Source organism: Rahnella bonaserana (assembly GCF_019049675.1).
Taxonomy (GTDB): Bacteria; Pseudomonadota; Gammaproteobacteria; order Enterobacterales; family Enterobacteriaceae; genus Rahnella; species Rahnella bonaserana.
Genome location: NZ_JAFMOW010000066.1, coordinates 206,222 through 222,244, shown reverse-complemented (window position 1 = coordinate 222,244; position 16,023 = coordinate 206,222). Strand labels below are relative to the sequence as shown.

At 50.7% G+C, this 16,023-nt stretch carries 15 protein-coding genes; 5 read left to right on the top strand and 10 right to left on the bottom strand.

Features of this window, described 5'->3' with window-relative positions; genetic code table 11:
• Positions 1 to 276 precede the first annotated feature (276 nt).
• The 8 genes from J1778_RS18530 to J1778_RS18495 all read right to left on the bottom strand — a co-directional run bounded on the left by J1778_RS18530 (position 277) and on the right by J1778_RS18495 (position 8,634).
• Complete coding sequence (locus J1778_RS18530; protein WP_217174410.1) at positions 277 to 1,236, bottom strand: fimbrial protein; 960 nt, start codon at positions 1,234 to 1,236, stop codon at positions 277 to 279.
• A 17-nt stretch (positions 1,237 to 1,253) separates the two neighbouring features.
• Positions 1,254 to 1,760: a fimbrial protein gene (locus J1778_RS18525; RefSeq protein ID WP_238484790.1), complete on the bottom strand. Its 507-nt coding sequence runs from the start codon at positions 1,758 to 1,760 to the stop codon at positions 1,254 to 1,256.
• 28 nt (positions 1,761 to 1,788) lie between these two features.
• Positions 1,789 to 4,341 carry a fimbria/pilus outer membrane usher protein gene (locus J1778_RS18520; protein ID WP_420804089.1) on the bottom strand — a complete coding sequence of 851 codons (2,553 nt, stop codon included), beginning with the start codon at positions 4,339 to 4,341 and terminating at the stop codon, positions 1,789 to 1,791.
• 43 nt (positions 4,342 to 4,384) lie between these two features.
• Positions 4,385 to 5,056, bottom strand: a complete 672-nt coding sequence (locus J1778_RS18515; RefSeq protein ID WP_217174575.1) for a fimbria/pilus periplasmic chaperone — start codon at positions 5,054 to 5,056, stop codon at positions 4,385 to 4,387.
• Between the two features lie 100 nt (positions 5,057 to 5,156).
• Positions 5,157 to 5,663, bottom strand: coding sequence for a fimbrial protein (locus J1778_RS18510; protein WP_217174407.1), 507 nt, complete (start codon positions 5,661 to 5,663; stop codon positions 5,157 to 5,159).
• A gap of 748 nt (positions 5,664 to 6,411) precedes the next feature.
• On the bottom strand, positions 6,412 to 7,311 hold the full coding sequence (locus J1778_RS18505) for a Dyp-type peroxidase (RefSeq protein ID WP_217174406.1): 900 nt from the start codon (positions 7,309 to 7,311) through the stop codon (positions 6,412 to 6,414).
• Positions 7,312 to 7,416: 105 nt separating this feature from the next.
• Positions 7,417 to 8,046 carry an RpoE-regulated lipoprotein gene (locus tag J1778_RS18500; RefSeq protein ID WP_217174405.1) on the bottom strand — a complete coding sequence of 210 codons (630 nt, stop codon included), beginning with the start codon at positions 8,044 to 8,046 and terminating at the stop codon, positions 7,417 to 7,419.
• Between the two features lie 144 nt (positions 8,047 to 8,190).
• Positions 8,191 to 8,634: a DUF2919 domain-containing protein gene (locus J1778_RS18495; protein ID WP_120161602.1), complete on the bottom strand. Its 444-nt coding sequence runs from the start codon at positions 8,632 to 8,634 to the stop codon at positions 8,191 to 8,193.
• Positions 8,635 to 8,838: 204 nt separating this feature from the next.
• Here J1778_RS18495 and J1778_RS18490 point away from each other — a divergent pair, with 204 nt between their 5' ends.
• A complete protein-coding gene (locus J1778_RS18490; protein ID WP_217174574.1) occupies positions 8,839 to 9,237 on the top strand; it encodes a YgiW/YdeI family stress tolerance OB fold protein in 399 nt (132 codons plus the stop codon).
• A 193-nt stretch (positions 9,238 to 9,430) separates the two neighbouring features.
• Here the strand turns inward: J1778_RS18490 and J1778_RS18485 are convergent, their stop codons facing one another.
• Complete coding sequence (locus tag J1778_RS18485) at positions 9,431 to 9,856, bottom strand: GNAT family acetyltransferase (RefSeq protein WP_013574419.1); 426 nt, start codon at positions 9,854 to 9,856, stop codon at positions 9,431 to 9,433.
• 276 nt (positions 9,857 to 10,132) lie between these two features.
• On the opposite strand from J1778_RS18485, the gene amiA reads away from it, so the two are divergent.
• From amiA to uriH, 4 genes are all read left to right on the top strand, one after another.
• A complete protein-coding gene (gene amiA / locus J1778_RS18480; protein WP_120131685.1) occupies positions 10,133 to 11,017 on the top strand; it encodes an N-acetylmuramoyl-L-alanine amidase AmiA in 885 nt (294 codons plus the stop codon).
• Positions 11,018 to 11,150: 133 nt separating this feature from the next.
• Positions 11,151 to 12,101 (top strand): oxygen-dependent coproporphyrinogen oxidase, encoded by a 951-nt coding sequence (hemF, locus tag J1778_RS18475; protein WP_217174404.1) that lies wholly within the window; start codon positions 11,151 to 11,153, stop codon positions 12,099 to 12,101.
• The gene (locus tag J1778_RS18470; protein WP_112288886.1) at positions 12,101 to 12,550 is read left to right on the top strand and encodes a YaiI/YqxD family protein; all 450 of its coding nucleotides are present in this window, start codon (positions 12,101 to 12,103) and stop codon (positions 12,548 to 12,550) included. Before hemF ends, J1778_RS18470 begins: the two co-directional genes overlap by 1 nt.
• A 54-nt stretch (positions 12,551 to 12,604) precedes the next feature.
• Positions 12,605 to 13,552: a uridine-preferring nucleoside hydrolase UriH gene (gene uriH, locus J1778_RS18465; RefSeq protein ID WP_217174403.1), complete on the top strand. Its 948-nt coding sequence runs from the start codon at positions 12,605 to 12,607 to the stop codon at positions 13,550 to 13,552.
• A 76-nt stretch (positions 13,553 to 13,628) separates the two neighbouring features.
• Here the strand turns inward: uriH and maeB are convergent, their stop codons facing one another.
• The gene (gene maeB, locus J1778_RS18460) at positions 13,629 to 15,908 is read right to left on the bottom strand and encodes an NADP-dependent oxaloacetate-decarboxylating malate dehydrogenase (RefSeq protein ID WP_217174402.1); all 2,280 of its coding nucleotides are present in this window, start codon (positions 15,906 to 15,908) and stop codon (positions 13,629 to 13,631) included.
• Between the last annotated feature and the right edge of the window lie 115 nt (positions 15,909 to 16,023).

The window sequence follows — 16,023 nt, the reverse complement described above, 5'->3', positions numbered from 1 at the left end:
GCTCAATATCACACAGTGTATTTATAACTGAGGGTCAGGCTGTAACGGTTTTATATACCATTTGGTGATTTTCAAGCATGAAAAGCTATAAGGCATTAACAAACGCAGGGGGAATAACAGAAGGGGATGGCCTGGCTGGCTCCAGGCGTATGGGCTAAAGGCGATGAGGTAGCTGGTCATCGCGATGATTACGCCGCGAAATAACGCCGCCGTTTCGCGTTTATCAGCGGCATCGTCGAAATAATCGGGCGGCTAATACGGGCAGCACGAAGAGGATCAGTTATAATCCACCGTCAAGGTTATGGCCTCGTTGACTGGCCCAGGTCTTACATCATTCACCGAGTGAATATAATAAGAGATGTTGGCAGGCAATGAGTAATCACCACTTCCCTGATAATGATCGATGGCAAAAATGCCATTCAGTGAATAGGGTTGTCCATTCTCTTTCGTTAATCTCAAATAAATGCCTCGCGCAGAACCCGGTGCCGTCTTCATCTCGCCATTGGCATAACTCATCGTGCCATTAGCAGGCGAGAATTTATAGGTAATGTTATTCACAGCCCCCGGACAGTTTTTCAGGGTGATCGGAATCCGTGTGGTTTGCAGGTTCACGCCAGCCAACAGATCGGCAGTATAGAGATCGGGCAGGGTAACCTGCGATGGCGCGTCAATAGCGCATCCGTTCACTTTAATATTTTTCGCAATCCCGCTTAAGAAAAGCTGACTGAAATCCTTCGCGGCAGGATCATCGTTATTCACATTAACAGTAACATTCGGCAGTGGTCCGACACCGCCAGCCGGTACATGTGCGGCTAATCGCACCAACTGATATCTGACGTGAACGTATGTAGTTGTTTCTTTCCCCTCTTTGCATGTTGGTTGTTTCGTTGTGTAAGGGTAAGTTTCTACGGAGGGGAAAAAATCGTAAGCGCCTTCCAGTTTGTAACGTATCCCCACGCCCTCATTACTGGTTTTCCAGGTCTTATTGTCGATTTGTACTCCAGCCACATTCAGAGAATAGGTCACAGAGCCATTGGCCCCGCAATCATAAACCACCGATAACGAGTTGTTTTCCTTCCAGGCACTGGCTCCTCCCGGCTGATCAGGTATCGAGATAGCGCTCAGATCGTAGCCAACCGTTTGTTTTTCCACATTCGTTACCGTTGTGTAGCCCGCATGAACATAGCCGGAAACCAATAATAAAGCCCCCAACGCCCCGAATTTACCGTACATCATGATGACTGACCTGCGGGTTAATTATAAGTAAACGCCACCATCACCTCAGAAGCAATGGTGCCTGGCGTCGTTCCACCCTGCGCGGTGAACGCCCGTGCTTTGAGGTTATAAGTGTAGGCATGAGAGGTATCAATGGTTCCCGTTAAGGTAGAGCCATTGCCCAGCGGCGTATTTTTATTGTCCTGCAATTCCAAAGCAATATTCCCCGCTGTACCGCTATTTTTATACAATCGGGTTGCATCACTGGTGTCCGGGGTGCCGGAGAACGTGGCCTTCACGGAGGTTGTACCCGTCGGGCAACTCACCAGGCCCAGCGTAAAGGGAACCCAGGTTGAACCTGTACCGGCTGTTTCAAGATCTTTCGCCTGCAGGCTCTGCCCCAGATCGACTGACAGCGCCCCTTCCTGACTTAGCGAGCACGGAGACGCGACTACCTTGCCGGTAATATTAATGGTGGTAGTGTTGGCGAGCACTGGTAGAGTGAAAAGCGATGCAGTAACAATTAATACTGTGATTTTCTTCATCATATTTTCCTGAAATCGATAATGTTTCTTAACGACATACGCCGCTTAACATCACAATGCCACTTTTGGGATCCACTGCTGGCAACTGGTAATGAATACGGCAATGTTGCCCGTCCAGTCGCCCCCATTGCACCTGGAGATCGCCCTGCGGCGTTAATCCCGTCACATATACTTGCCCATCGTCACCGACCATGGCGGCAGCGATCCTCTCTTTATCTGAGCCTGCCGATACGATTGCACCGAAGGGTACTGGCTGATGATCCGTTTTCATGAGAGTGATTAACGCTCTGGCACCGATATGAGTGTCGAAGTTGGCCCGAACCACTGCACCACGGGTAGGCACTACGGTTTTTGAGGTCAATGACAGATCGACATTATCCGGCAGGCTCTCGCCTTCCAGGTCGATGTGGTTTTCCCGATAGACGCTGAGGTACGGTAGCGTGGTATAGCCACGGGGATCCGTTCGCACCCCGGTCTGATTCTCCACTTTGACGCCGCCTGCGCCCGGGGCTTTCACCAGCGCGACCGTATCGCCCAGCGGTTGTGAGAATGTAATACCATCGCCATGCAGCACAATGCCGCCCTGCGCGCTGTAATTGAGGCGTTGATAGTCGTTGTCATAGCCATAGCCCGCGGAAATATTTCCGCGTGAGCCTTTGTAGTCCAGATTGACATTACCGATAGTGCCCGTTTGGTCGGTGCTGTAACCTTCCTGAACGCTCCAGTTCAGGTTTTTGTCTTCCAGCGCTGAGCCATTAAGACCTGCACTGTGGGTCGTACCGCCGTTGCGTCGGGTATTCATGCCATAACTGGCCCACGTATCCGGCATAAACTTGTCGAGAGGTATACTGATATTCAGAGACAAAATTTGATCTGACTGATAAACCTTATCGTTATCTTCCGACGTGGTGTTGCGGTTATAGCTATAACTCAGTGAATAGCTGGTCCCACGCCAGTTGTTGTTATAAGCAGCCGTCATGGAGCGCATATCGCGATCGGTACTCCAGTAATCCTCTTTCACCAGGCTCAACGAGAGAGCACCGGCGTCTTGCCACAAGTTCTGGTTCATCGAGATTTCAAAACGATTACGACGGCGGTCAGGCGCGGTATAGCTGTCATCGTTTCGCCAGGTATCCAGCAGTTCCTGCATGCCGTAATAGCCGCTGGTAGAATAGCGGTAGCCGGCAATCGCAAAGTTGGTTCCCGTTTCCACCATGTTTTTGCTATAGCGAAATCGCCAGGACTGACCGTGCCTGGTGTCCTCATTCATAGGCGATGATTTCGCCACAGTGACATCCGCCGATAACGCGCCGACGATACCGAGGTTGAGCCCCATCCCCATTGCAAGTGCGCTGTATTTATCCCCGGCTGACTGCAGGCCGCCATAGACCGTTGTGTTCCACGGCAGACCATAAATTGCCGTACTCTGGATAAACTGCGTCTTATTGATATCACCGTCATAAGCCCGATAACCGCCGCCCGTCACGCTGTACTTTAACTGGCCTTCACGTTGCAAAACGGGCAGGCTGGCGTAAGGCAGTATCAGATGCTGTTCACTGCCATCCGTCTCTTTTATGGTGACGTCGAGATCGCCGCTGCTGCCGGTGGGGTACATATCGGTAATTTCAAACGCACCCGGTGCGACCGACGTTTGATAGATGACGTAACCGTTCTGGCGAACCGTGACTTCTGCGTTGGTACGGGCGATCCCTTTCACGATTGGCGCATAACCGCGCAGACTGTCTGGCAGCATTTCATCGTCCGAGGCGATTTGCGCCCCGCGAAATGGCACACTGTCGAAGACGTCTGAAGACGAGTTACTGTCCCCCAGCGTCATCTGCCCGTGCAAGGCAAGGATATCGCGTTGCAACAAGGTATAAACAGAATCCCAATTTGACTGACCATTGCTGTCACGCGACCAGGTGGAATAGTTACGCAAGCGCCACGCGCCAATGTTGAAACCGGGTCGCAGGTTAAGATACTGATTGTCGTTATCTTCACCGGTTGCGTTAAACGCATGGTTCTGCGCGCCGGAAAAACTGTAATTCAGCAATAGCGCATTAATGCCCTGGTCCCAGCGGTCTGGCGAGACATAACCCCTGGCATGAACATCCAGAGATGCCTGAGGAAAACTCAGGCTCAGACGCTGGCGAGCGAAGTCAAAATCGCTGGAAGCCTGCTCGATAACCGATAAATTCACGCAAGTTTCTGTGGCGGAAATACCGGTTAATAACGCCTGTTTTACACCATAGCTCTCAAGCATGGATGCTGACAGACAGGGTTGCAGAACCTTCTTGCCGTCAGCGCTTTCAACCAGTTTGAACTCCACGTCGCGGGAATCCACCATCTGCTGATTCAGCCAGACGTCAACGCGATATGTTCCGGGCGACTGCCCTCCTTTTTCAAAAAGAGAGATATCAGTTTTACCCTGCGATGGGCCGTCAAGCTCCAGCAATGCCGGGTTGAAATAGCGCTCAGCAAAGACGGGCTTACTCAAATCTGCCGTCAGACAGACCGTAACGAAACAAGCAAGGCATGAGAACCGAAACGGATCCACCTTATCGCTACATTTCCTGTTCATCTTTCTTATTGCGCGGATCTTATCTGTACGTGTCAGAAAAAGTTTATATGCCCGCATGGTGATCATTTCCTGCCGCCCCATAATCACTGATCAATTTCCAATGCACCTCATTTGAGGATGAACCGGCTGGTAATGAAAATGTGGCATCAGAACGCGGCGCGACCCACAGTGCATCTTTTACGGCTGTGCCGTTAATGGTCACTGTAGAGAAATTCATGTAATAGGCCGTCGGGTTATTAACAAGCAATTTATTACCTTGTTTTTTCCAGACGAGTTTGTCTGTGACCTCCTCTGGAGAAACACCTTTCAGCGCTTCCGGCCGGTAGATCAGTTTGATTCGGGTTTTAATCGCCAGTTGCAACGTGTTGTCACGCTTCTCAACGGAAGGAATAGATTTAATATTCAGCCAGAACAATGATTCGTGATCAGCAAGCAAATTCCCCGTACCTACAATGCGCAGAATATTTTTTTGTCCGCTGTCCAGACGAAATAAAGGAGGCGTGATAACAAACGGAGCTTTGGAATTGTTTCCCTCAATATTCTCCACCCAGGACTGAATTAAATATTCAATTTTATCCGGATTCTCAACGCTGAGTGACATCTCCTTTTTGGCACCATCATAAATAACACGCGTACCCCCTACGATAACACCTGCCTGTGCAGCATATATATACGTGAGTAAGAATCCGGATAAAACATATTTAAAGGACTTCATCATTTAACAAATATCTTCATATAAAACGAATATTGAAATGTTAATTTTTCTAGTCGTAATAATAAAAGCCTCAAAGAGGCTATTATTATCAGGGCATCAATTAGTTGTAATTAACAGTGAAGTTTGCAACCGCGTTGGCAGGGCCCGACGTAACCTCTCCGGTAGCGTAATAGCGCGCTGTGAACTTCAGCGAGTTATCACCCACTGCCAGGTCATAGAGACTGGAAGCCGTATACAGGGGCACCACTTTACGAGCAGAGTCCAGAATTTGTACACCCACTCCTTTCGCGGCACCGCTATCTGCACTGATATCAATAACGTTATAATCGCCATCTTTAGGTGTCGCATCGAATTTGATCGTTGCCGTTGTAACTTCAGGGCAATTTTTCAAATTGAGTTTAAATGCAGTCTCTGATGCAACAGTTCCCGCACCGCTAAAATCCGTTTTGCTGACTCTGCCCAGATTAACATCCAAATTTTGTGAATTTGTATCCACTTCGCATGCAGTGTCGATAATCTCACCAGTGAAATTAATTTTTCCGCTCTGCGCTTGTGCCAAACCTGAAAGCAACGCCACGACGCCGCAAAGTAATACTAATTTCCGCATAATAATTCCTTTATAAGAAACCAACATCCATGACATTAATATATATATACATCAAATATTTCATTGCGGAGATTATACTTATTATTAAGCAAAATCACATAGATGGAGAGAATGAATCCCCACCGAAATTAAAGTTCACGCCAAAAAATAATGGAAAGTTTTTTATAACTCATTGATTACCCCTGAATTAATAAACTCCAAAAAAATACATAAACAAAACATTAATAATATATTAAGCAAAGCTAATTACAAATGGACATCCAGCGATGTAGTAGTTGAATCTGTAAACAATTCTATTTACTCCTGGATAACGCTGTCTTGCGTGAAATAGCCAACATTGGTGATGTTATGCATCGCCTTTCTGGTTCACTCTTCCGGGGCAGGATCAGTACCTGACACACTCTTCGTTCTGGCCGTGAAAATTACGTTGTTTGTAACCAATGAGCCATTAAGAGCTCACTTGATGCTGCTGGTGATGGAGGATTACGGGCTGAAACATTGAGCAAGAGCTCCCGGAAAATGGTCATATATCCCGACCTTCCGTCAGTGCCGATGGAGCCTCACAACTCATCAGTGGCAGCTAACGGCCATCACAAGTCAGCCTAACTTTAAAGAATTTATGACATAGTACAGGGCAGGCATAGAGTTATCTCATCGTATTAATTACTTAATAATTAAGAATATAAATCTCTATGCCTGTCATTTTATGTGGGTATTTCTCAGCCCATGGGGGATGTGCTGGAGGAACTTAAAGCGCTAAAAGACGCGTCAGTGAGGGCGCGAAATAGTAGCTGCCGGTCACCGGACGAGTGAAACGCAGCATCGCGTCACGTTTACCATCGAGATCACCAAACATGCTCAGCAGTTGTTTTTCAATGTTCCACAGACGGGCGCAATAGCTGATGAAATACAAACCGTGTTCGCCGCTGGCCGTGCCATAAGGCAGGCTTTGTCGCAAAATTTTCAGGCCTTTGCCATCTTCTTTAAGGTCAACGCGACTGACGTGGGAAGTGTCCGGGCGAGTTTCTGAATCCAGTTCTTCATCAGTTTCTTTGGTGCGGCCAATCACTTCTTCCTGCTGTTGCACGGAGAAGCGTTCCCATTGCACCAGATTATGTTTCCAGCGCTGAACCATTACATAGCTGCCGCCGGCATCGACGCTGCCCTCAGGAATAATCGCCACCTGTGCGCGGGCTTCTGCTTTCGGGTTTTCAGTGCCGTCGACAAAACCGCTCAGGTCACGTTCTTCAAGCGCACGGAAACCGTGGATTTCTTCTTCAACCACAACAGAACTGCCGAACGCTTTCAGTGCCGCCTGCGCCAGCGCAAAATTAACATCATGACGAAGGGACTGTATGTGCAACAACATATCGCGCTGCGTAGCAGGTGCCAGACCTTTGCCCAGCGGTTCGAAAGATTTCAGTTCATCCGCGCCCTGATTGCCGGATAAATCACGCCACACATCGTTGCCAAAGGCCACGACCGCACCAAGATGTTCGGTGGGAAATTTTTTCTGCATGTCTTCCAGTACGGCCACAAATGCACGGCAGCCCTGCCGGAGCGCATCCAGGTCACCCTGAGCTTTCGCTTCGATGTAAATCGCGAAACGGCAATGTTCGGGCAAAATGCCGCTCTGAACCTGAGTCATCTTCTCATCCTCGTTAATTTGACCGGCGACATCATACCGGATGTCAATAAAAATGCCTTGCGCGAAGGCAAGGCATTGAGGAGTTATTAAGCTGAGAAACAGGTTTTACTGAGCGGTTGAAGCCTGAACCGGATTAGCCCGCCAGATAATTTTGCTTACCTTCCAGTCTTTGAGCGCGTCGTCCGACGGCATCAGGGATTCCGGGCCATGCCAGATCCCGCTGAAGACATAGGTAACGTGAGCACTTTGCGGCGCTTTACATTCGATATTCTGCGCGTCATCCCCCTCGCCTTTCACACACACATCAAAGGCTTTGCTGTAAAGGCTGCTGAAGGACGTGCCGATTTTAACGCCCCATTCACTTTCAACTTTAGGATCCAGCACGTCAACACGCTGAACGTTGCCTTTTGGTTCGCCGCTGATCGACATTTTCACGTCCTTGCCATCCATCGCCTGGAAGAAGCTCAGCATTTTTCCGCCGCTCATCGACATGCCACTACGCAAGGTATAATCACCGTCCAGCGCATCTTTAATGGCCGTTTCTGTCAGCGCCGTGCTGCTTGTTATCCCGCCGACTCCTTTATCGCTGACCGTCAGGCTGCTGCCAAACCAGTTGAGCGGATTCATGCCCGACCATGAAACACTTGGCCACGACATGTTAGACATCGACGAACAGCCAGTCAGGATCAGTGGCAGCACCAGCAACAGGGGGCGAACACGCAAGCGAACAGTCATTCCATACTCCTTTTCTGCCCGTTCCCGTTGGCCGGCACGGCCTGGCGGACAAACCGACAGTGAATTAATATTTTAACAATTATTGTTAAGCGCCAGTTCGAGTGTATTTCTGGCAAAAAAGTTCAGTCCAAAGGGGAATATGCTTCAGGCCAGACGGTGTGAGGCGTCAAAACAGGCGCGCAAACGGCGGCTCAATAACCAATACGCCAGTGCTGCCGCATCCAGTAATGCCAGCACGATATCCACACCAGAAATCATGTCAGTACTTTGCCATAATCCCAGAGCCTGCAATGCAAAAGTGACAAACATCCCGGCAAGAAGCAGCCAGTACCCGGCCTGCCAGATGCGTGGCCAGACATGACGACGACCACTGAGCAAAAACACCAGCGCAGGCGGCAAGCCCAGCAACATCCCGGACCAGAAACTTTGCTGATCGGGGTAAAACAGCGTCAGCAAATCACTTCCCTGCTGGCGGGAAGCACCCGCCATCACAAACAACAACCAGGTTCGTGCCTGCAAAATTAAAATCGTCCAGAACCACAGTGGCAATCGCAACATACCGTGGTCGTTATAATCATCCGGGTTCATAAAAAGAACAACGTTCCTGCAAATAAGGTGAAAGTTAACAATCGCTCAAGGACACATCCAAAATAATTTGAAGTATGCCGGGTATGCACTTAAGAAACTGTTAAGAACAGTCTGCTTTAATGGTCTCCAGCACGGCAAGACATCCGAAACGATGTCATAGTTGCCGGTACACCGGAAACATTAAATTAAGGAAGACCTATTATGATGAAGAAGATCACTCTGGCAACCCTCATTGCACTTTGTTCAGCGACGGCGTTTGCCCAGCAAACCGGCGGCTTTAACGGCCCGTCAGCACAGGAATCCCAGGCACAGCCCGCAGCACAGGGCGGCTTCACCGGTACCACTGCGCTGAGCACCGTGAAAGATGCCCAGACCATGAAAGATGATCAATGGATCATGCTGGAAGGCTATCTGGATCAGCGTATCGACCACGATAAGTACATTTTCCGCGATAATACCGGCACCCTGAATGTAGAAATTGACGGTAAACGCTGGCAGGGACAGAACGTCTCGCCAAAAGATAAAATCCGCATCGAAGGTAAAGTCGATAAAGACTGGAACTCTGTGGAAGTGGACGTGAAGAGCGTCAAAATCATCAAGTAATCCAGAAAGTTAAAAGCCCCGGCAGAAGTGATTCTGCCGGGGCTTTTTTATTTATTACACAACATATATACCCTTTGTAATTCGAGTTGCAGAAAGGCGGCAAGTGAGTGAGTCCCGATGAGCTTACATAAGTTAGTGATTCGGGCGAGTAAAAGCAGCCAACGCATCTGCAACTTGAAGAACAATGGGTAGATTAGTACTCCTGATCTTCGATCAAACGTTTGCCGAGCAGCAAAGTGTCAGAGATTTCATAACCCAGTTTTTCATACATGCTGACCACTGCATCGTTTTCAGCACGTACCATTAAATTCATTTTCGGGCAGCCACGGGCAATCAGTTTTTTCTCCAGACGATTAACCAAAGCGTTGGCAATGCCGCGTCCGCGATAATCCGGATGGACCCCGAGATAATTAGCCGAACCGCGATGACCGTCGTAACCTCCCATCAGGGTGCCTACCACTTCACCACCCACTTCAGCCACCAGGAAAAACTCCGGGCTGTGGTTGATTTTACGTTCGATATCCAGCTCAGGATCGTTCCACGGGCGCAGCAGATCGCAACGCTCCCATAAGGTCAGTACTTCTTCAAAATCTTCTTGACGGTATACGCGAATTTCCATCACTGTTCGCCGCTGTTAATAGGGGTTTATTTGATTATCGCGTGATCTGTTTGATACGCAACATCAAAATCACAGATTGTCTGCTTTATGAATGAATTTAAACCGCAAATTCAGCACCAGCAGAGGATATTCCCTTCTTATCAGCGAATATTTATTCGCCCTTAATTTCATCCGCGACACAATATTCATAAAAAGTAATAGTTCTCAGATCGAATCTATAAAAAAGATACTCTATAACATAGAGCATTCTGCCTTTTTTCTGACGGTAACGGACTGATGTTAAACCCCCTGAACAAATTTCTGCATTTCCAGCCGCTTCCTGCTGCCGCCACACGCCGCCAGTTACTGCTTTCCGGACTCGGTTTAGCGATTGCCGCCTTTGGTTCACGCTCTGCCAGTGCGGCACAACAGGAACACATCACCAAATCGGCACCGGCGCCTAAGCCACCGGGCGCAAAAAAGCTGGTGATGATTGATCCCGGCCACGGTGGTATTGACTCCGGCGCTGTCGGCCATGAGGGGTCGGAAGAAAAACACGTGGTGCTGGAAATCGCCAACTATGTGCGGGAATTCTTAGGTGAGCAAAGCCATATTGAAGTCAAACTGACCCGCGATTCTGACCACTTTATTCCGCTCTATCAGCGTGTTGAACTGGCGCATCAGCATCAGGCAGACCTTTTCGTTTCCATTCACGCCGATGGTTACACCAGTCCGACCGCCTCTGGTGCGTCGGTTTTTGCCCTGTCAAACCGCGGTGCCAGCAGTGCCATGGCGCGTTATATGTCGAAAAAAGAAAATGACGCCGACCTGGTTGCCGGAGCGAAATACGCTAAAGAAGACAACAATTACCTGCAACAGGTGTTATTCGATCTGGTGCAGACCGACACCATTAAAAACAGCCTGACGCTGGGGCATCACGTGCTCGACAGGATCCGGCCTATCCATCATCTGCACAGTCAGCAAACTGAACAGGCCGCATTTGCCGTTCTGAAATCACCCTCGATCCCGTCAATTCTGGTAGAAACCTCATTTATCACCAACCATCAGGAAGAACAGCTGCTCAGCACTACGGCGTTCCGTCGTGAAATTGCACAGGCGATTTCCCAGGGTATCGTTAACTTTTTCAGTTACTTCGACGCCAACGAGCGTAAACCCCGATAACCTCTTTCCCACACCAAAAGCAGCGCCTTTGGTGACCCGCAGGGTTTTGGGTATATAATAATGTCCACTTTTCTATCATTCAGCGCCCGCAAGGCGCTGAATGTCTTTTCAGTCAACGTCTGCGAGTTAGCCTGTGAGCCAATCCATTCCCGACATCCAGCAAGTCAAAACCTTCCTGCTCAAGCTTCAGGACCACATTTGCCAGCAACTTGCCGCTGCCGATGGCAAAGGTCAATTTGCTGAAGACCAGTGGGTTCGCGAAGAAGGCGGTGGTGGTCAGAGCCGGGTTATGACCCATGGCGCAGTATTCGAACAGGCTGGCGTGAACTTCTCACATGTTTCCGGTGCCACCCTTCCGGCTTCCGCCACGGCACATCGCCCTGAACTTGCCGGTCGCAGTTTTCAGGCGATGGGTGTCTCACTGGTTATTCATCCGCTGAATCCTTATATTCCGACCAGCCACGCCAATGTGCGTTTCTTCATTGCCGAAAAACCAGGTGAAGCGCCGGTATGGTGGTTCGGTGGAGGTTTCGACCTCACACCGTATTACGGTTTTGAAGAAGATGCCCGCCACTGGCACCTGACCGCGCAGCAGCTTTGCCAGCCGTTTGGCGAGGATGTATATCCGAAATATAAAAAGTGGTGCGACGATTACTTCTTTATCAAACACCGCAATGAAGCGCGCGGGATCGGGGGTTTGTTCTTTGACGATCTGAACTCGCCAGATTTCGATACCTGTTTCAGCTTTATGCAGGCCGTCGGCAACGGCTTCACCGACGCCTATCTGCCGATTGTGGAAAAACGCAAAGCAATGCCGTGGGGCGAACGCGAGCGTCAGTTCCAGCTTTACCGCCGTGGCCGCTATGTTGAATTCAATCTGGTGTGGGATCGCGGGACGCTGTTTGGCCTGCAAACCGGCGGGCGTACAGAATCTATTTTGATGTCGATGCCGCCCCTGGTGCGCTGGGAATATGGCTACGAGCCGGAAGATGGCAGCCCGGAAGCCGCGCTGTACAGCGATTTTCTGCCGGTTCGCGACTGGCTGGCTGAAAAAGGACCCTCTGTAAACGGAGAGCAAAGCTAATGCAAATCTGGGTTGATGCCGACGCCTGTCCGAATGTCATCAAGGAAGTGCTGTTCCGCGCCGCTGAGCGTACCGGCATGATGGTGACGCTGGTGGCTAACCAAATCATACGCACACCGCCGTCGAAATTCCTGCGAACTCTGCGAGTGGAAGCCGGTTTTGACGTCGCGGATAACGAAATCGTCAAACGCACCGAGCCCGGTGATCTGGTCATCACCGCAGATATTCCTCTGGCAGCGGAAGTGATTGAAAAAGGCGGTGTAGCGCTCAACCCTCGCGGCGAACGTTACACCACTGAAACCATTAAAGAGCGCCTGAATATGCGTGATTTTATGGACACCATGCGCGCCAGCGGCGTGCAGACCGGTGGACCACCTGCGCTTAATCAGCGCGACCGCCAGCAATTTGCCAATGAACTGGATAAGTGGCTGCAACAAGCCAAAAAATAATCCGGTCTGGCTGTCGAAACCGAAGTACCACTACATTAATTAAAGGAATAAGAAATGGTCAAAAAGATCATCCTTGACTGCGATCCGGGGCATGACGACGCAATCGCGATGTTACTGGCTCACGGTAACCCTGACATCGAACTGCTGGCCGTCACCACTGTGGTCGGCAATCAGACACTGGAAAAAGTCACCCGCAATGCGCTGGCAGTCGCACGCGTGATCAATCTCACCGGCGTGCCGTTTGCCGCAGGCGCAACGCGTCCGCTGGTACGCCAGATTGAAGTGGCTGATGAAATTCACGGCGAATCAGGTCTCGACGGGCCGGTGCTACCGGAAGCGGCCATCAAACTGGAGCCGGTTCACGCCATCGACCTGATCATTGATTTGATCATGTCCCATCCACCGAAAACGATCACGCTGGTGCCGACCGGCGGGCTGACCAATATTGCGATGGCGGTACGTAAAGAGCCGCGTATTGCTGACCGCGTGAAAGAAGTGGTGCTGATGGGCGGCGGTTATCATGTCGGTAACTGGAGCGCAGTCGCCGAGTTTAATATCAAGATTGATCCTGAAGCCGCCCATATCGTGTTCAACGAAAAATGGCCGCTGACCATGGTCGGATTAGATCTCACGCATCAGGCGCTTGCCACGCCGGAAGTCGCTGCGCGTATTGCTGCGGTTGGCACTCAGCCCGCCAAATTTGTCGGTGAGCTGCTCGATTTCTTCGGCCTGAGTTACAAAGATCGTCAGGGCTTTGATTCGCCGCCGGTTCACGACCCTTGCGCCGTGGCTTACGTGATTGATCCGAACGTCATGACGGTGCAAAAAGTGCCCGTGGATATTGAGCTGACCGGCACGCTGACGCTGGGCATGACCGTTGCCGATTTCCGCGCCCCACCGCCGCCGGATTGCCATACGCAGGTCGCGGTAAAACTCGACCATCAGCGTTTCTGGGATCTGATCGTCGATGCGCTGGAGCGGATCGGCGAAGTGAAATACTGAGCCCGTCATTTCATTAAAAAGGGCACCTGTTGCGGCGCCCTTTCAGGCTTAAAGAGGCAGGTTTAAAGAGTCAGGATTAAAGAGGCTCGGTCTGCGCCTCCACCACGGCTAAAGCCACCATGTTCACAATCCTGCGTACCGAAGCAATCGGTGTCAGAATATGTACCGGTTTCGATACTCCCATCAGTACCGGTCCGACGGTCACGCCTTCAGAGCACGATACCCGCAGCAGGTTGTAACTGATACGTGCCGATTCCATATTCGGCATTATCAGAATATTAGCCGAACCTTTCAGCGGACTGTCCGGCATGATGTCCTGACGGATACTTTCCATCAGCGCAGCATCACCATGCATCTCGCCGTCAATTTCCAGCTCAGGATCAAGCTCATTCACCAGTTCCAGCGTGCGCCGCATTTTCAGTGCAGCCGGACTGTCTGAAGTGCCAAAACTCGAATGCGAAAGCAACGCAACTTTTGGCTCAATACCAAAACGCCGCACCGTTTCTGCCGCCATAAGAGTGATTTCTGCAAGCTGTTCCGGCGTCGGATCGTCGTTAACGTAAGTGTCTGCAATAAAGGTATTGCCGCTTGGCAGCAGCAACGCATTCATGGCACCGGCAACGTGCGCTCCTTCGCGAAAACCAAACACTTTCTCCACGATGTCGTAATGCTCATGATAGGTGCCGACCGTGCCGCAAATCATCGCATCAGCTTCACCGCGCAACAGCATGATGGCGGAAATCAGTGTCGGATTACCAATCACCGCCCGCCGCGCCTGCTCCTGCGACACGCCGCGTCGTTTCATCAGTTCATAATATTCGCGCCAGTACTCATTGAAGCGCGGATCAGATTCGTTATTCACCACTTCGAAATCCCGGCCAGCTTCCAGTTGCAGCCCCAGTTTCTTAATTCGCATGGCAATAACGCTTGGCCGTCCAACCAGAATAGGTTTGGCCAGCCCAAGGGAAATCAACTCCTGCGTGGCCTGTAATACCCGTTCTTCTTCCCCTTCCGCCATCACCACCCGTCGGGCATCTTTCTTCGCCTGCGAGAAAATCGGTTTCATGAACAGATTGGTTTTGTAAACAAATTCGGCCAGCTTCTCGACGTAAGCATCAAAATCCTCAATGGGCCGCGTCGCCACGCCGGAATCCATAGCAGCCTTCGCCACGGCGGGTGCAATTTTCACAATCAGGCGCGGATCGAAGGGTTTCGGAATGATGTAGTCCGGGCCGAAAGACAGCTCTTCTTCTCCATAGGCTGATGCCACCACATCACTTTGTTCTGCCATCGCCAGATCGGCAATCGCATGAACACAGGCCAGTTTCATTTCTTCATTAATGGTGGTTGCACCTACGTCCAGCGCGCCACGGAAAATGAACGGGAAACACAGCACATTGTTGACCTGATTGGGATAATCAGATCGACCTGTACAGATGATGGCATCAGGGCGAACCGCTTTCGCCAGCGGTGGCAAAATTTCCGGTTCAGGATTGGCAAGCGCCAGGATCAGCGGATCCTTCGCCATGGTTATCACCATTTCCTGCGTCAGAACGCCGGGGCCGGAACAGCCGAGGAAGATGTCAGCTTGCGGAATGGCATCGGCCAGCGTGCGCTGCCCGTTGTCGTCAATAGCGTACGCCGCTTTGGTTTCTGCCATATTTTCTTCGCGGCCTTTATAGATAACACCACGGGAATCACAGGCCGTAATGTTGTGGCGTTTAAGTCCGAGCGCAACCAGCAGATTCAGGCAGGCAATAGCAGAAGCCCCCGCGCCGGACACCACCAGCCGCACATCCGAAATATTTTTACCCACCACGCGTAAACCGTTGAGGACCGCCGCCGTACAGATAATCGCGGTGCCGTGCTGATCGTCATGAAACACCGGGATCTTCATACGTTCGCGCAGCTTTTTCTCAATGTAAAAGCATTCCGGCGCTTTGATGTCCTCAAGGTTGATGCCGCCGAACGTCGGCTCCAGCGCGGCGATCACGTCGATCAGTTTATCCGGATCGTTTTCATCGACTTCGATATCAAACACGTCGATACCCGCGAATTTTTTGAACAACACCCCCTTCCCTTCCATCACGGGTTTACCGGCCAGCGCGCCGATATTCCCCAGGCCGAGAACCGCGGTTCCGTTCGAGATTACGGCCACCAGATTGCCGCGAGCTGTGTATTTGTAAGCGGCCTGCGGATCTTTGGCGATCTCCAGACAGGGGGCGGCCACGCCAGGTGAATAAGCCAGCGCCAGATCACGTTGTGTGGCGAGGGGTTTGGTGGGCGAGACCTGAATTTTTCCGGGCACCGGGAATTCATGAAAATCGAGCGCACTTTGCTTGAGTTGTTCGTCCATCGTAGGGTCCTTTTCTTGTTTCTTATTTTTTTGCAGAGACAACAGGTACGGGGAAACATCAGCATCAGTTTTCCCGCTGACCAGTATAGATAACCCTGCCACGACAAAGGATGAA